Raw genomic sequence first — 20,093 nt, forward strand, 5'->3', positions numbered from 1 at the left:
CCCGACCCGACAGCCCTGGCCGCTCTCCGCGGCCGGGGCTCTGTCCGCATTCGGCCTCTCCCGCGGGCGTCCGGCCTCATCGCTCCCCGCATCCCGCCGCTCCGGAACCCGCCGAGACGGGAGCCCGGAGACCGGACACCGGCCGGAGACCAGAACGGCCGGTCAGGCCGATTCCAGCAGCGTCCTGATGTCGTCCGGCGTCCAGAACCCCGCCGCTCCCGGGGCGTGTGCCAGATATCCGGCGATGGCCGCGGTGTCCCACGTACCGGCCGAGCGGAGGCCGGTGGCGAGATGCTTCAGGTAGGCGGCCGAGGGCCGGTTCCACTCCACTTCCGCGCAACGCCACGGGGCGGTGAGCGTGACAACAGGGAGGCCGTCCAGGAACCCGGGGCACACCAGGGTCTCGTACCGTCCGGGCCCCAGCACCTCCCTCCCCTCCACGAGGACCGTGGTCAGATCGAGGTCCGGTCCGGGGAGCCGGTACATCTCCTGCGCCGCGATGTCGGAGAACTGCTGCGCGCTGATCAGATGGGCGCGCGCCCAGACCCTGCCCTCGGCAGCGGGGTCGTAGAAGCCCCTGCCACCCGTCCACGCCGCCGACTCGGTCGCGAAGTACAGCACACCGGGAAGCTCGATCGGCACGGAGCGCTCGGGGGCGCTCCGGTCCCGGCAGCCGGGGTGCGTCCTCGCCGACCCGGCAGGCCGGCCGCCGGCGAGATAGCAGCGGAGTCTGCCGTCGTCCATGTTGGAGCCGTACGAGGCGTACCAGACCCTGCCGGCGGGCAGGGGGAGCGCGGAGGGCACGGCCGTGAGGCGATGGACGGGGCTCGGGTCGACGGTGGCCGAGGGATCCCCGGGTGTCTCGGTGCTCACCCTGCCGCCTCCAGGAGGTTGGCCATGTGGGGCGTCGAGTCTGACAGAAGCACGCTGCCGGAGCCGCACGGCAGCGGCCACGCCACGGAGACCACATGCGAGACGGTCACCATGACAGGCAAGAGGATCAGACGCGGACCCACTCCACAGGGCTGCTGCGGCCCACGGATGCCGCATGGCAGAGCTTCGGAATGTGGGATGCGTCGGTGGAGGCGACCTTCATCGGCCCGCCCGAGCACGCTGCCGTCGCGACCACGAGTGCGTCCCAGAGACCAGAGACTCAGGGCCGCGGGCGGGGCAGCCGACGGCGGTCCGGCCGTCGGGCGTCACTCTCCGTAGAGGGTGGGCAGATCGACCAGGAGGACGTCGTCGCGCTGGGCGGCGGACTTGATCAGATCGGGATAGAAACCGTGCAGGGAATACAGGGCCAGAGTGGCGCCGTCGATGTCGTACCCCTGCTCGGCGAGGAGAGTGCGGATGTGTTCCAGGCGCTGTAGGTCACCGGTTCCCCGGCGGGCGGCGGTCGCCTTGGCCTCGCCGAGGAGCGCGATCCTCGCCCGGGGTGCCTGCGGACGCTCACCGGCGGCCAAGGCGATGACATCGACCTCGTGCTTGGTCCGGGCGGCCTGGTCGGCGACCTCGGTCGTACCCACCGGACCGGTCAGTCCACCGGGCAACAGGGCGTGGGCGTAACGGCGGGTGAAGTCGCGGGCCAAGTCCTCGAAATGCGGGCCGAGGATCTTGGAGTTGAAGGTCGGAGCGGCCTGCTGCCACACCTGCTCGGCGAAGCCCTGCTCCACGGCGGCTGCCTGCGGCAGGGTGATCAGCTGGTTGAAGCGGATGACCGGGTCGGCGAGGGTGATGATCGGATGCCGAGCACGGAGGATGTCCTGTTCCCGCTGGATGTACCCGGTGGACTCCAGCACGCCGAGCGGGTGCGCGACGGCATTGCGCGGGCGTTCCAGAGCCGCACCGATCTTGCTGGGGGTGGTGGCCCCGTTCGCGAGCGCGGTGAGGATGTCGTAGTAGAGCGTGTGCTGCGTGATCCTCGGATCCTCACGCAGCAGGTACTCGGTCTCGGTGCGCGAGTACACCGCCCGGCCCGGGTCGAGGAGCGTCCGGGTGAGCCACGTGTCGAACCCGTCGTCGGGGTGCGGACGGGCGGCCACCGGCCGGTAGCCGGGTGCCCCGCCGAGGACCGCGTGCACTTTCAACGCGGTCAGTGGGTCTTCGATCTGCCAGAAGGCCCGGCTGTCCCGGTAGCCGAAGGGGCCGAGGCGCAGGTCGACGACGGCCCGGCCGCGCAGTGGCTTCGTCCCCGAGAGCAGCTCGTGCATGACGCTCATCGCGGAGCCGCACAGGATCAAGCGCGGGCCCGGTCCGGCCCCGGGCCGGGTGCCGCGCTGACGCTCGTCGTAGAGCTGCTGAAGCAGCCCCGGAATCTCGGGTGAGTGTTGGAGCAGGTACGGCAACTCGTCGATCACCAGCAGTGGACGCGGCGAGCGGGCTGTCACATCAAGGGCGTTGGACAGCACATCACGCCAGTCCGTCAGACGCAGACTCCCGGGCCGCAGGCCGGCGTGGGCGGCGACCGCGTCACTGAACCGCTGGATCGCGGGCAGCCGCCCCTCTTCCCTGACCGCCGTCACGTACAGGCCGCCGACCCGCTCGGACAGGGCCTGCAGCAGATACGACTTCCCGTGCCGCCGCCGCCCGGACACGATGCCGAGCCGCATCGCAGGATCCGGATCAGCGAGGAACTCCGCGAGCAGACCCCACTCCTGGTCCCGGTCCACCACGTCATCCGGTTTGGCCAGCAGGTTGCTCTTCACCGGACCTCCAGCTCATCGACCAGGACGGATTCCGTCTAAGTCTACTTGGACAAAATCTGTCGCACTGGGATCCATCAGTACTCTCCCGAAGTCGGTCGGCAACCCGTGAGTCTGTCGCTATGGGCGCCCTCCTGTGATTGCGGGAGGTGATCCCTTCGTGTGCGGCACCAACTGTGTCGGCGAACAAGGGAGACAGGGGAGGGCGGAATGGCCGGCGTATGGACATGCCCCCACAAAAAACACCCCCCTGAGCGCGTTTCCGCAGATCAGGAGGGTGTGAGAGCGGTAGCGGAGGGATTTGAACCCTCGGTGACTTGCGCCACACTCGCTTTCGAGGCGAGCTCCTTCGGCCGCTCGGACACGCTACCGGGAGAGAGCTTAGCCCACGGGGGCCGTGTGCCGAAATCCGTATCCGGGTGGGGGCGGGCAGAGGGTCCCGGAAGGTTCAGCCGTTGCGGAAGAAGGCGGTGAGGGTCCTGGCGCAGGCGTCCTCCAGGACACCCTGGATGACCTCGGGGCGGTGGTTGAGGCGGCGGTCGCGGACGACGTCCCAGAGGGAGCCGGCCGCGCCCGCCTTCTCGTCGCGGGCGCCGTAGACCACGCGGTCCACCCGGGACTGGGTGATCGCGCCCGCGCACATCGTGCACGGCTCCAGGGTGACGACCAGGGTGCAGCCGGTCAGCCGCCAGCCGCCGAGGCGCCGGGCGGCCCTGCGGATCGCCAGCACCTCGGCGTGGGCGGTCGGGTCGCCCGTCAGCTCACGTTCGTTGTGTCCCGCTGAGAGCAGGCCCCCGTCGCCGCCGAGCACGACGGCGCCGACCGGCACATCGCCGGACAGCACCGCGTGCTCGGCCTCCGCGAGGGCGAGCCGCATGGGCGCCTCCCAGGGATCACGTACGGGATCCCCGGCTCCGTGTGGGGCGTCCGTCACTATCGGACGGTCTCCAGCACATCGCCCGCGCCCAGCGCTTCCGCGATCTCCAGCAGTGCGTCCGATTCCAGTGCCAGCAGCTCCTTGTCCGAGAGGCCGAAGTCCAGAAGGATGTCCCGCTCGCCGACCGGACCCGAGGGGGCCGTGGCGGCCGCCGGGTCGGTGTCGGCGTCGTCGGTGTCACCGGTCTCGTCCGGCTCTCCGTCCTCCGTGCCGTCGAGGTCCAGCGCGTCCAGGTCGTCGGCGGGGTCGTCATCGTCCCTGCCGAGGAGTTCATTGGTCAGGATCTCCCCGTACGAGGAGCGTGCGGCCGCTGCCGCGTCGGAGACGAAGATACGAGGGTCGTCCTCGCCCTCCACCCGGACGAGGCCGAACCAGGCGTCCTCCTGCTCGATGAAGAGGAGCACCGTGTCCTCGTCCACCGAGGCGTCGCGGGCCAGGTCGGCCAGATCCGACAAGGTCTCCACATCGTCGAGCTCTGTGTCGCTCGCTTCCCACCCGTCTTGAGTGCGCGCGAGCAGTGCGGCGAAGTACACCGTGACTCTCCCACTGATCAGAGGTGTGACGATTGGGCGGCGCGGTGGTGCGTGTTCCGCCCACTCGGAATCGTGGCAGAAACCGGGGCTTTGCGAGAGGTCTTCCGTCGTTGCGTCGGCCATCAGTTCTCGACTGGGCCTTTTGCCGAGACTCCGCTCACACTTTTGCGCACGCCATCGGAGTTACCAGCGGAAGGTCCGCATACGCATCTGCCGGCGCATCCGGGCGGCCCGGGCGCGGCGCGGCTGGACGCGTTCACGCAGGGCTTTCGCCTCGTTCAGTTCGCGGAGGAACTGGGCGCGCCGCCGCCGGCGCTCGTCGTCCGATTCACTCTCCGCGTCGCTTCCTTCGCGCGTTTCGTCCGAATCACCTGTTCCGGGTGCTCCGTTCGTTCCGCGTGTTCCGCGTGTTCTGGGTTCCGTGTGTGTTCCGTGTGCTTCGGGCGCTGTTCCGCTGTGCTCCGTGTCGTGCTGTTCGTGCTCCGGTTCCGGCATGGGCCTCACCTCCCCACGGCTCTCCTTTTGCCTCCACCTTCCCTCGCCCACCTCCCTTGATGCGAGCCGGGCTACTGTGGAGGCCATGCGGATCCACGTTGTCGACCACCCGCTGGTGGCGCACAAACTCACGACGCTGCGCGACCGGCGCACCGACTCCCCCACCTTCCGGCGGCTCGCCGATGAACTGGTCACCCTGCTCGCGTACGAGGCGACCCGGGACGTGCGTACGGAGCAGGTCGACATCCACACCCCCGTGACGGGGACCACCGGAGTGAAGCTCTCGCACCCCCGGCCGCTGGTGGTGCCGATCCTGCGGGCGGGGCTCGGGATGCTGGACGGCATGGTCCGGCTGCTGCCCACCGCGGAGGTCGGCTTCCTCGGGATGATCCGCAACGAGGAGACGCTGCAGGCGTCCACCTACGCGACCCGGATGCCGGAGGACCTCTCCGGCCGTCAGGTCTACGTCCTCGACCCCATGCTCGCGACCGGCGGGACGCTCGTCGCGGCGATCCGTGAGCTGATCGAGCGCGGTGCGGACGATGTGACGGCGGTCGTGCTGCTGGCGGCGCCGGAGGGCGTCGAGGTGATGGAGCGCGAGCTGGAGGGGACGCCGGTGACGGTGGTCACGGCGGCGGTGGACGAGCGCCTGAACGAGCAGGGCTACATCGTGCCGGGCCTGGGCGACGCGGGCGACCGCATGTACGGCACGGCCGACTAGGAACCGTCCGTACGGCGCGGCGGGCCGGGGCCCGTGGTGCCGTACGGTGCGGTGGGCTAGGGCCCGTGGTGCCGTACGGGGAGCAGGACCCGCCTCGGGCGCCCGATCAGCTGGAAGCCGTCTCGTACGCCCGACCGGCGGTCGTGACCCTGGTCAGCAGGTGGCCTTGGGGCGCGGTGCCGGGGCCGACAGGGCCGAGAGGGCCTTGTCCGCCGTGGGCTTGGGTGCGAGGGCGGTGAAGGCCGTGCCCAGGATCAGGTCGACATCGGGGGTTGTCCGGGCGTCCGTCTTGGTCGTCGCGGTCGGGAGCTGGGTGCCGAGCACCGAGAAGGGGCCTTTCGCCGCCGCGGGCGCGCCGAGGAGGACCGCGGCGCCGGGGACCTTCTTGTCGTAGGCGGCGGGCGCGTTGCCGACCTTGCCGATCGTGAAACCGCGCTTCTTCAACTCGTCGGCGGCGGCCTTGGCGAGACCTCCGCGCGGAGTCGCGTTGTAGACGTTCACGGTGATCTGGGCCGGTTTGAGCGCCACCGCGGGCATCGCGGGAGACGCGCCGGGGCCGGGCTTGCAGCCGGCTTTGCGGGCGGCCGCGGTGGTCTTGGTGTCGTCGCCGGTGAAGACGCCGATGAGCTGGAACGTTCCCCAACCGGCCAGCCCAAGCGCCACCACCGCCGCGACAACCGCCGTGACGATCCTGCGACGGTTGCGGGGGCGTCGCATTCGGGGGTACTTGTCGCCCGTGATGCGGTACTTTCCCCCCATCCCGGGGGGAGTCAGCATGCTCATGGGCGCAGCGTAGTGCGGGCTGGTGGCCAGGGATACAAGATGATCAACTGATTGCGTCCGTACGGTCCCGGAATGGGCCCGAAAGGGTCAGCCGGCCTCCACCAACGGGCGGTCCCGGCCCGCGCTCGGCAGGGTTCCGGCACGGTCGGCTCCGGATCGTTGCGGCTCCGCCCCCGCGCGCGGACCCGCACGGAACAACGGGGCGGCGGCACGGCCGGACCAGGGTGGCGGACGGCCGGGCCCGGGTGGCGGCGCGGTCCGCCGAGGACGCCCCCGGCCCGCGCCTCGCCGTCGGCCGACCGTCGGGGCGCGCTCGGTCCGGGGCCCGGGTCAGCTCAGTTCGAGCACGCGCGCGTGCAGGACCTGCCGCTGCTGGAGCGCCGCGCGGACCGCGCGGTGGAGTCCGTCCTCCAGATAGAGATCGCCCTGCCACTTCACGACGTGCGCGAAGAGGTCGCCGTAGAACGTCGAGTCCTCCGCGAGGAGCGTTTCGAGGTCGAGCTGCCCCTTGGTGGTCACGAGCTGATCGAGGCGGACCGGGCGCGGGGCGACGTCCGCCCACTGCCGGGTGGACTCCCGGCCATGGTCGGGGTAAGGCCGTCCGTTTCCGATGCGCTTGAAGATCACACGGAAAGCCTACCGGTCAAGCGGCTCCGGGCGCAGCCATGGCAGGTGGGTGCGATCCCGGGCAAAACAACTGAGACCGGAAATACCGGGGGCACATATGGCCGGGAGCATGGCGTGGCCAGCGCGGAAAATCGCGTCCGGGTACGCGCTCACCGGAGCCGCCCTCGACCTCGGCGCCCTTGTCCGGGACGGGCCGTGCCTGCCCGGCGCGCCGATCCGGATCCCGCTCGCGATGCTGAACCGGCACGGTCTGGTGGCCGGGCGACCGGCACCGGGAAGACCAAGACGCTCCAGCTGATCGCCCGAGCAGCTCTCCGCGAACGGTGTCCCCGTCCACCTCGCCGGCATCAAGGGCGATGCGTCGGGGATCTCGGCCCCGGGCAGCCGAACGACCGCGTCCGGGAGCGGGCGGGCCAGGTCGGGCAGCGCTGGACCCGGATCGGGCGGGAGGTCACCCGTTCGCTGTTCGGGACCGCCCGGCGGAGGCGCTGATCCACGGGACGCGCCTCCGCCGGACGGCAGCCGGGGGTGTTACTCCGTCACTTCCCCGTGGCCGTCGTGCAGACCGCCGCCGCTGCCCGTGTCCCCGCCCGTGGGCACGGAGGTCACCGGCCGGGTGAGCGAGCCGAGGTCGTGGGCGTAGGTGCCCGCCGCGTTGGCGATGATGCCGATGTTCACCGCGTACGCCGCCATGTTGATGTTGTTGATGTCGTCGCCCTTGGCGTGGTAGTTCGGGTCGTACGCGAGCCCCGCCGTACCGCCGAACTTCGCCGCCTGGGCCGCCGTCTTCTTGCCCTCGGCGCCGGTGAACGTGCCGCCGGAGGGGATGCCGGCGTCGATGAACGGACCGTAGTCCGAGCGTCCGGTGAAGTCGGTGCCCTCGTGCGGGGTGCCGCGCCGGTCGAGGAACTCGTTGATGTCGCGCTCCAGCTGGGCGGAGCCCTCGGGGCCCGGGCCCGCGCCGACGCCGTCGGAGTTGTCACCGTCGTAGACGAAGAGCCCGTAGTTGGGCGAGGCGATCATGTCGAAGTTCAGGTACAGCTTGATCCGCTGCTTCTGCGCCGGGGTCAGCGCGGCGACGTACGCCTCGGAACCGAGCAGGCCGTTCTCCTCGGCCGACCACCAGGCGAAGCGGACCTTGTTCGCGGGGCGCTTCTCGGCCTTGGCCAGCTCCTGGGCGACTTCGAGCAGTCCGGCGGAGCCGGAGCCGTTGTCGTTGATGCCGGGGCCCTCGACGACCGAGTCGAGATGCGCGCCGAGCATCACGGTGCTGGCCGCGTCGCCGCCGCGGGTCTCCGCGACGACGTTGTTGGTGGTACGGGTCTGCTGCTGCTGGCGCAGCTCCAGGGAGACGTTCACCGGGCCGCCGGCCAGGTCGGCGACGAGCTTCTCGCCGTCCGCCCGGGTGACGCCGCCGGTCGGGATCTTCGCGGAGTCGGTCCCGCCGAGGGTCCCGCCGAGCGCGCCGTCGGTGTTGTTGTAGACGATCGCGCCGACCGCGCCCGCCCCGGCCGCGGCGGCCTGCTTCTCGGCGAAGGTGCAGCCGCCGCGCTTGATCAGGGCGATCTTTCCGGTGAAGGTCGCGGACGCGTAGTCGCCGGGCTCGCAGCCGGTGGTGTCGTCGACCGGGACGGCCGACAGATCGGCCGTGATGCCGCCGGTCGGGGTGGACCTCGTGTAGGTCATCGCCCGGACCGAGATGTCGCGCGGGGCGGGGGAGACGACGGAGAGCTTCTCGGCGAGCGTCTCGGTGTGGACGAAGTCGAAGCGCTCGTAGCGGACGTCGTAGCCGTACTTCCTCAGCTGCTGATAGACGTACGCGGCCGAGGCGTCGTGTCCGAGAGTTCCCGCCGCCCGGTGGCCGCCCGTGGTGTCGGCTATCTGCTGGAATTTCTCCAGATGCTTCCGTGCGTCCTTTGCGGACGATTTGCCGACGAGTTTCGCCGCGAGTTTTGTGGCGTTCTTCGTCGCCCGGTCGCCGGGGGTCTGGCGTTCGGCGGTCGCGGGGGAGGCGGATGCCAGCAGGAGCGGGGTCGCGATTGCGGCGGCGGCCAGTGCGGCCACGGCTCTGCGACGGGTTGCCTTCACAGAGTTCCTTCCCGATAAGGACTGGGTCGACGGGAAGCTAGCGGGGTCGGCGGGGCCATGGGAATGCATGTGCCCCAACTCACTTCTCATTTCATCTCATTGGCATGAAAGAGCCGGGACATCTCCTTCGACACGCCGTATATCGGCCACGCATGGCCGTATTCGCGTCTTCCTCTCACCTCCTGTTTCCTTGTCGATAATTCCGTCCGTTGGACCGGCGGGATGCCCGGGAAGTCCGCGGGAATCCCACCGGTCCGGATCGAAAGCGGCCCGGCCCGGTCCCCTACCGGGCGACCACGTCGCCGTGACCGTCCGCGGGGGATCCGGCCCGGGGCCGGATGCCGGGCGTGTGCTTGTCATGCGGTGTGTAGTTGTCACCCCGCGGGGTGTAGTTGTCGCCGTTCGGAGGGATGTCGTCGCCCGCCGCGAGGGGACGGGTCAGCGAACCGAGGTCGTGGGTGTAGGTGCCGACCGCGTTGGCGATGATCGCGATGTGGGTGGCGAACGCCGTCATATTGACGTTGCTGATGTCGTCGCCCCGCTCGTGGTAGTTCGGGTCGTACGGGGTATTGGCCGTGCCGCCGTACCGGGCCGCCTGCTCGGCCGTCTTCAGTCCGTCCGACCCCGTGCTGGTGCCGCCGGAGGCGATGCCCGCCTCGGCGAATCCGGCGTAGTCGGTGCGGGCGTTGAAGTCCGAGCTGTCGTGCGGGGTGCCGCGCCGGTCGAGGAACTCGCGGATGTCGCGCTCCAGCCGGCCCGAGCCCTCGGGGCCGGGGCCCGCCCCGACGCCGTCGGAGTTGTCGCCGTCGAGCACGAAATTGACGTAGTTCGGCGAGGCGATCATGTCGAAGTTCAGATACAGCTTGTGCTGCTGCCGCTGCGCCGGGGTCAGCGCCCTGGTGTACGCGTAGGAGCCGTGCAGACCGCCCTCCTCGGCGGACCACCAGGCGAAGCGGATCTTGTGCTTGGGCTTCTGTTCGGCCTTCGCCAGTTCCTGGGCGACTTCGAGCAGTCCGGCGGAGCCGGAGCCGTTGTCGTTGATGCCCGCGCCCAGGGAGACACTGTCGAGGTGGGCACCGAGCGTCACCGAGTTGTCGGGGTCGCCCCCCTTGGTCTCGGCGATCACGTTGTTGGTGTTGCGTGTCTCGATGAGATGGTCGAGGTCGAGGTTGACCGTGACCGGGCCGTTGGCCAGCTCGGCGGTGAGCCGTTCGCCGTCGCCCCCGGTCAGCCCGGCGGTGGGGACCTTCACATTGTTCTGGTCGACGAGGGTGCTCTTCAGCAGGGTGTGGTTGTCGTTGTAGACGAGTACAGCGACCGCGCCCGCCTCGGCGGCTTTGAGCTGCTTCACCCAGTTGAAGCAGCCGCCGCGCTTCATCAGCACGATCTTGCCGGTATAGGACCGGGAGGCGAAGTCGGACGCCTCGCAACCGGTGGTGGCGTCGACCGGGACGGCGGCCAGTTCGGCGGTGATACCGCCTGCCGGAGTCGACTTGGTGTAGGTGAACGCGAAGGTCTGGATGTCCCTGGCGGTGGGTGAGACGGCCTTGAGCCGCTCGTGCTTCGTCTCCGTATAGATGAAGTCGAAGTTCTCGTACCGGACGTTGTATCCGTATTTCTTCAGCTCGTTGAAGACATAGGCGCCCGAGGCGTCGTGGCCCAGGCTGCCGGCCGCCCGGTTACCGGTGGTGTCGGATATTCGCTGGAAGCGCTGGAGGTGTTTGTACGCGTCGGCCGCGGACGAGTTGGCGACAAGCCGTTCGGCGAGGCTGGTGGCCGTCGTGGCGTCCTTGCCGCCCGTGGGGGACTGGCCCGCGGCGGACGCCGTCCCGGGCGAAAACAGAAGCGGAGTTGCGAGCGCGGCGGCGGCAAAGGCGGCTGCCGCGCCCCGGTGTGATGCCTTCACAGAGATCCTCTCCAGATGCGGACAAGGTCGAGCGAAGGGTCATGATGCACGAACACAATCGGTTCATCATCTGATCACGTAATTCCCGAACAGCGGGGAATTCCGGCGTGTTCATCACTTCTTGCGGATCGCCATACCGGGGGTCTGTCAACTCCCTTTCGGTGGATTCACGTGATGTCCTGCTTCACGTGATATCACCAGGTGAGGCCGATGCTTTTCAGTCTTCTGTCACCTCCCGCCCGTTCATTTCGCCGCCCCTTTCGCCTCCTTTGCCGCGCGCTTCATCTCCTGCTTGTGCGCACGCACCTTGGCGAGGGAATCCGGTCCCGTGATGTCGGCGGCGGAGCGGTACGACCCGTCCTCGCCGTACGCACCCGCCGCCTCGCGCCAGCCCGTGGGCCGTACGCCGTACTGCTTGCCCAGCAGCGCCAGGAAGATCCTGGCCTTCTGCTCGCCGAAGCCCGGCAGCGCCTTCAGCCGCGCCAGCAACTCCGTGCCGGTGGACACCCCGTCCCAGAGGGCGCTCGCGTCACCCCCGTACTCGTCCACGAGGTACTGGCAGAGCACCTGCACCCGCTTGGCCATATTTCCCGGGTACCGGTGGACGGCGGGTTTCTGCTTCAGCACCTCCGCGAACGCCTCGGGGTCGTACGCGGCGATCTCGGCGGCGTCCAGATCGTCCCCGCCGAGGCGCCGGGCGATGGTGTACGGACCGGAGAAGGCCCACTCCATGGGGACCTGCTGGTCGAGCAGCATCCCGACGAGGGCGGCGAGCGGACTGCGGCCGAGCAGTGCGTCGGCCTCGGGCTGCTGGGCGAGACGGATGTCGGGGCTCATGCTCCGATGATCACCCCGTGGTCGGCGCACCGCCAGCGAACCACCCCGGGAGCCCCCAGCCTGCGAGCTCCCGTCCCCGTACGCCCCTTCGTCCGTGAGCCTCTGCCCGTACGGACTCCCTCGCCGCGGCCCCGCCCCGGGCGCCCCGGGCGGGCCCGGCATGCGGAAGGCCCCCTCCGCGGCGCGGAAGGGGCCTGGGGGAGAGGTTCGGGCCGTCAGGCGGGGGGCGTGGACGGGGTGCCGAAGATGGTCGCGTGTTCCAGGACGTCCTCCATGGGATCGTCGATCTCGCCGATCGAGATCAGCGTCAGATGGTGGCCCTTGTGGACGTCGTCCGCCGCCGCCGTGGTGGCCGGGAGGACGGCCGCCAGCGCCGTCGCGCCCAGCGCGGTGAGGAACAGCTTGGTCTTCATGTCGTGTCCGCCTGCCTGTTCGTGGGTGACCACCCGTCTTCGCGGATGACCACTCGTCGAGCATCGACCGGTGTGACCGGTGTATCGCCCGGCCGGCCCGGAAGGTCACGGGGTTAAACCAGTTCGGCACACAATTCACCCGGTCGGCCGAGCGTGAACCGTCATACGGGCGCCGGATGGTAGATGATCACCACCGTCTCGCAGGGGCCGTCCGCGAACAGCTTCAGCGCCTCCAGTTCGTCCTTGTCGACGGACAGCCCCCAGCGGAGCTTGGTGCCCACCCACTCGGAGATGTAACGGCACTGGGCGTCGTGCGAGGAGGGCAGCCAGGAGGCGATGTCCTGGTCGGCCTTGTCCCGCTTGGTGCGGGCGGTCACGGCGGTCAGTGTCGCCGCCGCGCCCTGGTCGTTGGCGTACGCCTCCCGGCGGGCCGCGGACCAGCCGGACGCCCCCGATCCCCATGCCTCCGGGAGCGGCACGACATGGTCCACCTCCAGGCCGGCCGATCCGTTCACGGCCTGCTGGTCGTAGTACGAGACCCAGCGCCCGCCCGACAGCGCGCAGCCGGCGCCGGCGGCCGCGGCCTCGACGGCCTCCGCGATCAGGACCTCCTCGCGGGTGGAGCAGCCGTCGGCGGGGTCCTTGCCCTGGTTCCAGTGCGGGAACGAGGTGCTGGTGTACCCCGTACGGTCCTCGTCCCCGGTGAGCATGACCGAGATGGCGTCCTCAAGCTGGGCGATGACCGCCGGGGCAGCCGGGGCCGCCGGCGCGACCCGGGCGGCCGGAGCGGCCTGTGCGGGGCCCGCCGGGCCTGCGGGGGCGAGGAACGGGGCGAGGGCGAGGGACAGGGCCGCTGCGGCGCGTCCGATGTGAGGGTTCATGATGCGTTGATAGCGGGGTGGGGGGGGGGGGGGGGGGGGGGGGGGGGCGCCCCCCCCCCCCCCCCGGGGGGGGGGGGGGCCCCCCGCCCCGGCGGGGGGGGGGGGGAGCCCCCCCCCCCCGCGGCCCCCCCGGGGGGGGGGCGCGGCCCCGGGGGGGGGGTGTGGTGCTGGGTGTTTTGTTGGGGGGGGGGGGGGGGGGGGGGGGGGCGGCCCCCCCCCCCCCCCCCCCCCCCCCCCCCCCCCCCACTCGTACGGGGCGGAGATTGGGCCCCGTGCTGACCCGCCGTTACGGCAGACCGGTGTGCAGGGCGTTCATCAGCGTGCCGGTCGGGGTGTCACCGGACATCTCCCAGACCATCGCGCCGAGCAGGCCCTTCGATTTGATCCAGTCGGTCTTCTTCCCGATCGACCAGGTGTCGTCGAAGCTCCACCACTGGCCGCCCGGACCGGTGTAGCCGTAGGTGGAGACGGACTGTTCGTCGTGGTGGACGGTCATGTTCGGATAGCTGGTCATCAGATTGTGGTAGCCGCGGGTGCCCGCCTCCTCGGGGAACTGCCCCGTGGCGGCGCCGTTCGCCGTCTGCCACTCACCGTTGACACCGGTCGCGCCGCTCGCGACCTCCTTCCAGCCCCGGCCGTAGAACGGGAAGCCGACGGTCAGCTTCCGGGGGCTGACTCCGGCGTCGAGATAGGCCTTGACCGCCGTCTCGATGCTGAAGTCGAAGGTGTACGGGTCCTGGGTGTCCCGGAACAGGTTGGACTGGTGCCCGGTGCGGTTCGGCTCCCAGGAGTTGTCGCTGCCCGCGCCGTGGAAGTCGTACCCCTGCACATTGGCGAAGTCGAGATAGCTGAAGATCTTCGTCAGATCCCAGCCCGCGGTGATCTTCGCCGGGTCGGCGGGGGTGAAGGCGGTCAGCAGCCGGTGCGGCCCGCCGAGCGCGTCGAGCTGCTTGCGGAACTCGGCGAGCAGGGCGGTGAGGTTGTCCTTGTCGGCCGGCCGGTACACATTGCCCGGGTGGCCTTCCGAGCCGGGCCACTCCCAGTCGATGTCGATGCCGTCGAAGACCCCGGCGCCGGTGCCGGGGCCGCCCGCGCCGCCTGCGACCGGCAGATTGCCCTTGATCCAGACGTCGATGCAGGAGCGGACGAACTTCTCGCGGGACGCCTGGGTCGCGGCGGCGTCCGAGAAGAACTTGGAGAAGGTCCAGCCGCCGAGCGAGACCACGACCTTGAGGTGCGGGTGCTTGGCCTTCAGCTTCTTGATCTGGTTGAAGTTGCCGCGGAGCTTGCCCCAGCCGTCGTCGGCGACCCCGTCGACGGACTGCGCGGCCGACATGGGCCGCCCGTAGTCCGCTTCGGCGTCACCGGCGCCCGTGCCCTCGTTCGGGTCCTGGGGGTTGCCGGAGACACCCTTGGTCACACCGGCCTGGCAGGTGAGATTGACCGGGTCGACGTTCTCGAAGGCGTAGTTGATGACGTCGAGCTTCGCCGCGGCCCCCGAGGTGTCGAGGTTCTTGACGAAGAACTGGCGGCCGTAGATGCCCCACTGGGTGAAGTAGCCGACCTTGTAGTAGTTGCCCGGTCCGGCCACGTCGTCGGTGGTGACGGGGAGGGCGTTGGAGGCGGGGGAGGAGTTGTCCGCGGTGTCCCGGGCCTTGACGGTGAACGTGTACGCGGTGGCGGGGGACAGCCCCTCGATCGTGGCGCTCGTGGTGGTCACCGTCTTGACCAGGACATTGTCCCGGTAGACGTCATAGGCGGCGACGGCGACGTTGTCCGTCGACGGGTTCCAGGCGAGGCTCACACCGGAGGCGGTCTTCGCGGTGGAGCGCAGATTGCCCGGCGCGGTCGGCGGTACCGGATCGGTCGCCGGGTCAACGGTCCGCACCGTGAACGCGGGGCTCGGCGGTCCGGTGTTGCCCCGGGTGTCCTTGGCCCGGACGGTGAAGGTGTAGTTCGTCGCCGGGGTCAGCCCGGTGACCGTCGCGGCGGTGGCGGTGGAGGTCGCGACCGTGCTCGTGCCGCTGAGCACCTCGTACGAGGCGACGGGGTAGTCGCCCGCGGTGGCCGCGTCCCAGGCGAGCGCCACCGTACGGGCGGTGACCGAGGTCGCGCGCGGGGCGCCGGGGGCCGTGGGCGGCTTGTCGGGGGTGCCGTCGCACTTGTCGCCGTTGACCGTGCAGTTGGTGGGGGTGAAGGCGGGGCCGCTGGCGAGGAACCAGTAGCTCCAGGGCTCGCTGGTGCCGTTGGCGGGGATCGTCGCGTTGTAGTACGCGTTCTTGACCGTCACCCGGTTCCCGCTGACCGTCGCGTCGCCGTGGTAGTGGCCGCCGAGGGTGGTGCCCGGCGGGAGGTCGAAGGTGAGGGTCCAGCCGTTGACGGGGGTGGCCGCGCTGTTGCGGATGACGAAGGAGCCCCGCCACCAGGAACCGTGGTCCTGGGTGGTGAAGGCGGCGGTGAGGGTGCCCACGGCCTGGGCGGGGGAGGCGAGGCCCGTGAGGCCGGCGAGGGGGAGGAGCAGGACGGCGAGCAGCGCGGTGATCCGGTGCCTGATCGTTCGTGTCGTCGGTGGGGGGTTCTTCTTGAACATGGCTCTCCCTGGGGGTAGGGGTGTGCGGCCGTGCTCAGTCGGTGTGTGTTCGGGGTGCGGTGTTCGCGTGCGGGTGCGCTTGCGGGCGGGTGTTCTCACGGTGCCGGTGCGGTGTTCCCGCCGGTGCGGAACGCGGGGTGCGGGGTGCGCGTGTTCGGTCGGCATATACGGCCGGTCGGTGTCCGTGTTCGGTCGGGGTACGTGGCCGGTCGGTTCCGTGTTCGGCCGGGTCGGGGCCCTGGTCCGGTCCGCGCCGGGCGTACCCGTCGGACGTACGGACCGGGGCGCCCGGGCCTCGGGCGTACATGACAACCTTTGACGCTACTTGGTCTGGACCAATTCGGCAGGGAGTGCGGGAAGTCGGGTTTCCGTCATTGTCGGCATTCCGCCAGCTGCGGCTCCCGGGTGTGGCTCCCCTCGGCGGCAGAGGTCTGTACCTTTCGTGGTGGCCCGACTTACGGTCGGAACCCCTTAACTGGGCTTGCGGGGAGGCGGAATGGCGGGCACGGGTCGCCACCCGGCGTCGGCGGCCGCGGACGGCCGGGCTCCCGGCGGCCCGGACAAGCGGAGGCTCGCCGCGCTCGGGGTACCCGCGGACGACGAGTTCCTGTACCGGATGCTCCTCGGCCGCCCCCGGGCGACCGTCGCCGAACTCGCCGCGGCCACCGGCTGGGACACCGCCCGCGTCCGCCGCAGGACCCGCTCCCTGGAGAAGCGCGGGATGCTCACGCGGATGCAGAGCCGCCCGGTCCGGTTCAGTCCGGCACCCCCGGATGTGGCGATCGAGGTGCTGGCGCTCCAGCGCCAGGAGGAGATCGAGCGCGCCCGGCTGGTCGCGGCCTCCCTCACCGACGAGTTCCGCTCGGCCCGGCGCCACGCGGAGGGCGGCCCGGCGCTCCAGGTACTGGCCGACCGGGAGGCGATCGCCCAGCGCTTCTTCCAGATCCAGCGGTCCGCCCGGGACGAGATGCTGATGCTGGACCGGCCCCCCTACGCCGTGCAGCCTGCGCCGCAGCAGACCGCCGTGCAGAGGGAGTTGCTCAGGCGCGGGGTCCGGCACCGCACGGTCTACGACCACCGTTCCCTGGGGTCGCCCGAACAGCTCGCCCGGTGCCGGGAGCTGTCCCGGCTGGGCGAGGACGGCCGGGTGCTCGCCGATGTCCCGCTCAAGCTGGTCGTCGTGGACCGCAGGGTGGCACTGGTGCCCGTCGCCGAGTCGGCGGAGGGGGAGGTGCGCGAGGTGATGGTGCTGCACGCCTCGCCCCTGCTGGACGGGCTGCTCGTGCTGTACGAGCTGCTCTGGCAGCGTGCCGTGCCGCTGTGGCCGGGCGCGGGCGGTGCCGAGCGGGAACTGTCGTACGAGGACGAACGGTTACTGGCCCTGTCGGCCTCCGGGCTGACCGATCAGGCCATCGCGCGCCGGCTCGGGGTCGCGCAGCGCACGGTGGAGCGCCGGATGCGCAGGATCATGAACCTCCTCGGGGCCCGTACCCGCTTCCAGGCCGGGCTCCAGGCCGCGAACCGCGGGGTGGTGATGGCGCCCGAGGACCACGGTGTGATGTGACCGGCGGGCGTCACCGCGGGGCGTAGTGCCCCAGGAACATGTCCACACCGCTCACGACGAGCCGGTCGGTGAGGTCGTCGCTCAACGAGGCGCCGTAGTGCCCGAAGACCAGATGCGGATGGACCAGCAGCGCGTGCAGCTGGAGCGTCGCGACCTCCAGGTCCGGGACGGTGAGCCTCCCCCGCTCGGTCAGGGCGCGCAGCGCGCCCGCGACGGCGGGGTGGTGACTGGTGGGGCTGCCGTGCTGCCATGCCTCGGCCAGGGCGGGGAAGCGGTGCTGTTCGGCGGCGACGAGGGTGCGCAGGGCCGCGACCTCGCGGTCGTTGCGGACCGCGTGGACCCAGGCGCGGGCGGTCTCGATCAGGGCCGAGCGGAGGTCCTCGGCGTCGGGGAGCCGGGCGAGGGCGACCGCCGAGTCGTCGCCCACCGGCTCGTCGAGTGCGTGGGCGACCACGGCCGTGAACAGGGCTTCCTTGCTGCCGAAGTGGTTGTAGACCGTCACCTTGGAAACGCCCGCCTCGGCGGCGATGGCGTCCATGCCCACCCCGAAGCCGTCCCGCAGGAACAGGGTGCGGGCCGCCGCGACGATGGCCCGGCGCTTGCGCTCGGCGCGCGGGCCGCTGGGGCCGCTGTGCCCGTCGGGGTGGTGCGGGGCGGTGTCCACGCTCATGACCCGGAGTTTAGTGCATATATGAACTGTACGGTTGAGTTCATGTGAACTGAACTGTACGGTTCACATGAACTCTCTCCGTATCTCCCAGGAGCTCTCATGGCCACCACCGACGAGCACCCCGCCCCCGGCCCCGAGCACCCGCACGGAACCGGCGCCGGGTCCGGGCCCTCCTCCGGCGACCCGCACGGGACCGGCGATCATCATGGGCCCGGTCACGCGCAGGAAGCACCCGGCGATACGCATGCAGCGCACGGTGACACGCATGCGGCGTCCGGCCGGGCGCACGGAGGGCCGGACCGTGCGCACCCGCCCGCCGACCCCCACCGCTGGGCGGCGCTCACGCTCATCTGCGTGGCGCAGTTCATGCTGATCCTGGACGTCACGGTGGTGAACGTCGCGCTCCCCGACATGGCCGCCGACCTCGGGCTCGGACGCGCGACCCTGACCTGGGTGGTCACCGCGTACACCCTCTGTTTCGGCGGGCTGATGCTGCTCGGCGGCCGGCTCGCGGACGCGCTCGGCGCCCGCCGTACCCTCCTCGCGGGCCTGGCGGTCTTCACCGCCGCCTCGCTGGCCGCAGGTCTCGCCCAGGGCGCCCCGCTGCTCATCGGCGGACGGGTCGCGCAGGGCGTCGGCGCGGCGCTGCTGTCCCCGGCCGCGCTGGCGATCGTGACCACCTCCTTCCACGGCCCCGAACGCAACAAGGCGCTGGGCGTGTGGGCGGCCGTCGGCGGCACCGGATCGGCCGTCGGCGTCCTGCTCGGCGGCGCGCTGACCGACGGCCCCGGCTGGCAGTGGGTCTTCTACGTCAACGTCCCGGTCGGTATCGCCCTGCTCGCCGCGATCCCCGCCCTGGTCCCGGCCCGCGCACCCCGGCCCGCCGGGCTCGACGCCCCCGGAGCGCTGCTGGTCACCGCCGCCACCGGCTCCCTGATCTACGGGCTCGTCCGCGCGGGCGACAGCGGCTGGAGCGATGCGCTCACCCTGCTGGCCCTGTTCGGTTCGATCGCGCTGTACACGGGCTTCGCCTTCGTCGAACGCGCCTCCCGGGCCCCGCTGATGGATCTGCGGATGTTCACCCGCCGGCCGGTGATCGCGGGCTCGTTCCTGATGCTCGTCGCCACCGCGCTGCTGATCTCGTTCTTCTTCCTCAGTTCCGTCTATCTCCAGCACGTCCGCGGCTTCAGCCCGCTGCGGACCGGCCTGGTGTTCCTGCCGGTGGCCGTCGCGGTCGGCCTCGGCGCGCACCTCGGCTCCCGGCTGGTGGGGAAGGCGGGCAGCCGCGCCTGCGCGGTGGCCGGACTGGTGGTCGCCGCCGCGGGCAGTGTGCCGCCGGCCCTGCTCTCGGACGGCTCGAATGTGTACGCCACCCTGCTGCCGGGTCTCACCGTCGCCTCCTTCGGCATCGGCGCGGTCTTCGTGACGGCGACGACCACGGCCCTCGCGATGGTCGACCACGAGGAGGCGGGTCTCGCCTCCGGTGTGGTCAACACCTTCCACGAGGTGGGCGGTTCGGTCGGGGTGGCCGTCGTCTCCACGGTCGCGGCGGCGGGGATCGGCGGGGGCCTGGCGTCCGGTTTCACCGGCGCGTACACCGTGCTGGCGGTGACGGCCGCCGTGAGCGCGGTCCTCTCCCTCGGCCTGGTCCCCCCGGGCAGGCCCCGGACGACGGGCGGCCCGCATGTCCACTGAACCGACGGCCGCGCCCGGCCGCCGCGGTGCCCCGGCGCGGAACCGCGGCCCCGGATCCCTGGCCCGTACGCTCCTGATGGCGGCCGTCGTCACGCTGGTGTCCCCCGGCCGCGTCGAGCGCGGGAGGCTGGTCGTGACGGGTCTGGGATGCCACTTCGCCATCGAGCCCGCCGAGGCCCTGCGGCTGGCCGAGGCGGACTCCGGCGAGGTGATGGCGTACGTCGCCGAGGCCGAGGAGGACCCGGACTCCCGGTACGGCGACGGCCCCTGGAAGGTGGACACCGACAGGGCGTGGGACGCTCTCCACCGCTGTCTGACCGACGGCACCCTCACCTACGGCGGCGGACCGTACCCGCTCTCGTACACGGTCCTGGGCGGGCGGCTGCTGACGGACGAGGAGCACGAGTACATCGTCGTCCTGGCCACCCCGCAGCAGACCCGGGAGGCCGCCGCGGCCCTCGCGGACATCGACGAACCCTGGCTGCGGGCACGGTTCTTCGGCCTCGGGCTCACCGAGCGGGACGGCTACCGGGGCGCCGGTGACGAGCGCGACTTCCAGTGCACCTGGGAGAACTTCGTGGCCGTCCGCGCCTTCTACGAGCGGGCGGCCGGAGCGGGCCGCGCGGTGCTGTTCACGGCCGACGCCTGACA

Annotated in this window: 19 protein-coding genes, 1 tRNA gene and 1 pseudogene; 5 read left to right on the plus strand and 16 right to left on the minus strand. The window is 71.1% G+C overall.

Annotation, left to right across the window (positions count from 1 at the left end):
• Positions 1–162 precede the first annotated feature (162 nt).
• From ACFYT4_RS32995 to ACFYT4_RS33020, 6 genes are all read right to left on the minus strand, one after another.
• Positions 163–873, minus strand: a complete 711-nt coding sequence (locus ACFYT4_RS32995; RefSeq protein WP_389277524.1) for a histone deacetylase — start codon at positions 871–873, stop codon at positions 163–165.
• Between the two features lie 326 nt (positions 874–1,199).
• Complete coding sequence (locus ACFYT4_RS33000) at positions 1,200–2,705, minus strand: ATP-binding protein (RefSeq protein ID WP_389277527.1); 1,506 nt, start codon at positions 2,703–2,705, stop codon at positions 1,200–1,202.
• Positions 2,706–2,988: 283 nt separating this feature from the next.
• Positions 2,989–3,073, minus strand: a tRNA-Ser gene (locus tag ACFYT4_RS33005).
• A gap of 77 nt (positions 3,074–3,150) precedes the next feature.
• Positions 3,151–3,579: a tRNA adenosine(34) deaminase TadA gene (tadA, locus tag ACFYT4_RS33010; RefSeq protein WP_389277591.1), complete on the minus strand. Its 429-nt coding sequence runs from the start codon at positions 3,577–3,579 to the stop codon at positions 3,151–3,153.
• Between the two features lie 56 nt (positions 3,580–3,635).
• On the minus strand, positions 3,636–4,172 hold the full coding sequence (locus ACFYT4_RS33015) for a hypothetical protein (protein WP_389277529.1): 537 nt from the start codon (positions 4,170–4,172) through the stop codon (positions 3,636–3,638).
• Between the two features lie 183 nt (positions 4,173–4,355).
• On the minus strand, positions 4,356–4,667 hold the full coding sequence (locus ACFYT4_RS33020) for a hypothetical protein (RefSeq protein ID WP_389277532.1): 312 nt from the start codon (positions 4,665–4,667) through the stop codon (positions 4,356–4,358).
• A gap of 85 nt (positions 4,668–4,752) precedes the next feature.
• Between ACFYT4_RS33020 and upp the strand changes: the two genes are divergently transcribed.
• Positions 4,753–5,388 (plus strand): uracil phosphoribosyltransferase, encoded by a 636-nt coding sequence (gene upp, locus ACFYT4_RS33025; RefSeq protein WP_389277535.1) that lies wholly within the window; start codon positions 4,753–4,755, stop codon positions 5,386–5,388.
• 153 nt (positions 5,389–5,541) lie between these two features.
• Here upp and ACFYT4_RS33030 read toward each other — a convergent pair whose 3' ends face one another.
• Both ACFYT4_RS33030 and ACFYT4_RS33035 read right to left on the minus strand, forming a co-directional pair.
• On the minus strand, positions 5,542–6,171 hold the full coding sequence (locus ACFYT4_RS33030) for a LytR C-terminal domain-containing protein (RefSeq protein WP_389277538.1): 630 nt from the start codon (positions 6,169–6,171) through the stop codon (positions 5,542–5,544).
• A gap of 330 nt (positions 6,172–6,501) precedes the next feature.
• Positions 6,502–6,798, minus strand: a complete 297-nt coding sequence (locus ACFYT4_RS33035) for a type II toxin-antitoxin system VapB family antitoxin (protein WP_323448625.1) — start codon at positions 6,796–6,798, stop codon at positions 6,502–6,504.
• A 97-nt stretch (positions 6,799–6,895) separates the two neighbouring features.
• Between ACFYT4_RS33035 and ACFYT4_RS33040 the strand changes: the two are divergent.
• Positions 6,896–7,242: pseudogene (locus ACFYT4_RS33040) on the plus strand (helicase HerA-like domain-containing protein); the annotation flags it as partial.
• Between the two features lie 87 nt (positions 7,243–7,329).
• Here the strand turns inward: ACFYT4_RS33040 and ACFYT4_RS33045 are convergent.
• From ACFYT4_RS33045 to ACFYT4_RS33070, 6 genes are all read right to left on the minus strand, one after another.
• Complete coding sequence (locus tag ACFYT4_RS33045; RefSeq protein WP_389277541.1) at positions 7,330–8,886, minus strand: M28 family metallopeptidase; 1,557 nt, start codon at positions 8,884–8,886, stop codon at positions 7,330–7,332.
• Between the two features lie 283 nt (positions 8,887–9,169).
• Positions 9,170–10,792 (minus strand): M20/M25/M40 family metallo-hydrolase, encoded by a 1,623-nt coding sequence (locus tag ACFYT4_RS33050; protein ID WP_389277544.1) that lies wholly within the window; start codon positions 10,790–10,792, stop codon positions 9,170–9,172.
• Between the two features lie 243 nt (positions 10,793–11,035).
• Positions 11,036–11,629: an HhH-GPD-type base excision DNA repair protein gene (locus tag ACFYT4_RS33055; protein ID WP_389277547.1), complete on the minus strand. Its 594-nt coding sequence runs from the start codon at positions 11,627–11,629 to the stop codon at positions 11,036–11,038.
• A 215-nt stretch (positions 11,630–11,844) separates the two neighbouring features.
• Entirely contained in the window at positions 11,845–12,042 is a 198-nt protein-coding gene (locus ACFYT4_RS33060; protein ID WP_389277550.1) for a hypothetical protein, read from the minus strand.
• Between the two features lie 161 nt (positions 12,043–12,203).
• Positions 12,204–12,923: a DUF1524 domain-containing protein gene (locus ACFYT4_RS33065; RefSeq protein ID WP_389277553.1), complete on the minus strand. Its 720-nt coding sequence runs from the start codon at positions 12,921–12,923 to the stop codon at positions 12,204–12,206.
• A 286-nt stretch (positions 12,924–13,209) separates the two neighbouring features.
• Positions 13,210–15,513, minus strand: a complete 2,304-nt coding sequence (locus ACFYT4_RS33070) for a glycosyl hydrolase family 18 protein (protein WP_389277556.1) — start codon at positions 15,511–15,513, stop codon at positions 13,210–13,212.
• A gap of 496 nt (positions 15,514–16,009) precedes the next feature.
• Here ACFYT4_RS33070 and ACFYT4_RS33075 point away from each other — a divergent pair, with 496 nt between their 5' ends.
• Complete coding sequence (locus ACFYT4_RS33075) at positions 16,010–17,077, plus strand: winged helix-turn-helix transcriptional regulator (RefSeq protein ID WP_389277559.1); 1,068 nt, start codon at positions 16,010–16,012, stop codon at positions 17,075–17,077.
• A 10-nt stretch (positions 17,078–17,087) separates the two neighbouring features.
• Here ACFYT4_RS33075 and ACFYT4_RS33080 read toward each other — a convergent pair whose 3' ends face one another.
• Together ACFYT4_RS33080 and ACFYT4_RS33085 are read right to left on the minus strand one after the other, a co-directional pair.
• The gene (locus ACFYT4_RS33080; protein WP_389277562.1) at positions 17,088–17,747 is read right to left on the minus strand and encodes a TetR/AcrR family transcriptional regulator; all 660 of its coding nucleotides are present in this window, start codon (positions 17,745–17,747) and stop codon (positions 17,088–17,090) included.
• A 63-nt stretch (positions 17,748–17,810) separates the two neighbouring features.
• Positions 17,811–17,993 carry a hypothetical protein gene (locus ACFYT4_RS33085; RefSeq protein ID WP_389277565.1) on the minus strand — a complete coding sequence of 61 codons (183 nt, stop codon included), beginning with the start codon at positions 17,991–17,993 and terminating at the stop codon, positions 17,811–17,813.
• Positions 17,994–18,101: 108 nt separating this feature from the next.
• Between ACFYT4_RS33085 and ACFYT4_RS33090 the strand changes: the two genes are divergently transcribed.
• Both ACFYT4_RS33090 and ACFYT4_RS33095 read left to right on the plus strand, forming a co-directional pair.
• Positions 18,102–19,442 carry an MFS transporter gene (locus tag ACFYT4_RS33090; RefSeq protein ID WP_389277568.1) on the plus strand — a complete coding sequence of 447 codons (1,341 nt, stop codon included), beginning with the start codon at positions 18,102–18,104 and terminating at the stop codon, positions 19,440–19,442.
• On the plus strand, positions 19,432–20,091 hold the full coding sequence (locus tag ACFYT4_RS33095; RefSeq protein WP_389277571.1) for a YfbM family protein: 660 nt from the start codon (positions 19,432–19,434) through the stop codon (positions 20,089–20,091). The genes ACFYT4_RS33090 and ACFYT4_RS33095 overlap by 11 nt, the downstream gene beginning before the upstream one ends.
• The last annotated feature ends 2 nt before the right edge of the window (positions 20,092–20,093 follow it).

The sequence above is a fragment of the Streptomyces sp. NPDC004609 genome (assembly GCF_042873655.1).
Classification (GTDB): Bacteria; Actinomycetota; Actinomycetes; order Streptomycetales; family Streptomycetaceae; genus Streptomyces.

What these genes read in the sequence shown, in the direction of transcription:
- tadA (WP_389277591.1), bottom strand. Translation starts at nt 3,579, where the DNA reads ATGCGGCTCGCCCTCGCGGAGGCCGAGCACGCGGTGCTGTCCGGCGAT.
- ACFYT4_RS33020 (WP_389277532.1), bottom strand. Translation starts at nt 4,667, where the DNA reads ATGCCGGAACCGGAGCACGAACAGCACGACACGGAGCACAGCGGAACA.
- upp (WP_389277535.1), top strand. Translation starts at nt 4,753, where the DNA reads ATGCGGATCCACGTTGTCGACCACCCGCTGGTGGCGCACAAACTCACG.
- ACFYT4_RS33030 (WP_389277538.1), bottom strand. Translation starts at nt 6,171, where the DNA reads ATGAGCATGCTGACTCCCCCCGGGATGGGGGGAAAGTACCGCATCACG.
- ACFYT4_RS33055 (WP_389277547.1), bottom strand. Translation starts at nt 11,629, where the DNA reads ATGAGCCCCGACATCCGTCTCGCCCAGCAGCCCGAGGCCGACGCACTG.
- ACFYT4_RS33060 (WP_389277550.1), bottom strand. Translation starts at nt 12,042, where the DNA reads ATGAAGACCAAGCTGTTCCTCACCGCGCTGGGCGCGACGGCGCTGGCG.
- ACFYT4_RS33065 (WP_389277553.1), bottom strand. Translation starts at nt 12,923, where the DNA reads ATGAACCCTCACATCGGACGCGCCGCAGCGGCCCTGTCCCTCGCCCTC.
- ACFYT4_RS33070 (WP_389277556.1), bottom strand. Translation starts at nt 15,513, where the DNA reads ATGTTCAAGAAGAACCCCCCACCGACGACACGAACGATCAGGCACCGG.
- ACFYT4_RS33075 (WP_389277559.1), top strand. Translation starts at nt 16,010, where the DNA reads ATGGCGGGCACGGGTCGCCACCCGGCGTCGGCGGCCGCGGACGGCCGG.
- ACFYT4_RS33080 (WP_389277562.1), bottom strand. Translation starts at nt 17,747, where the DNA reads ATGAGCGTGGACACCGCCCCGCACCACCCCGACGGGCACAGCGGCCCC.
- ACFYT4_RS33085 (WP_389277565.1), bottom strand. Translation starts at nt 17,993, where the DNA reads ATGCGTATCGCCGGGTGCTTCCTGCGCGTGACCGGGCCCATGATGATC.
- ACFYT4_RS33095 (WP_389277571.1), top strand. Translation starts at nt 19,432, where the DNA reads ATGTCCACTGAACCGACGGCCGCGCCCGGCCGCCGCGGTGCCCCGGCG.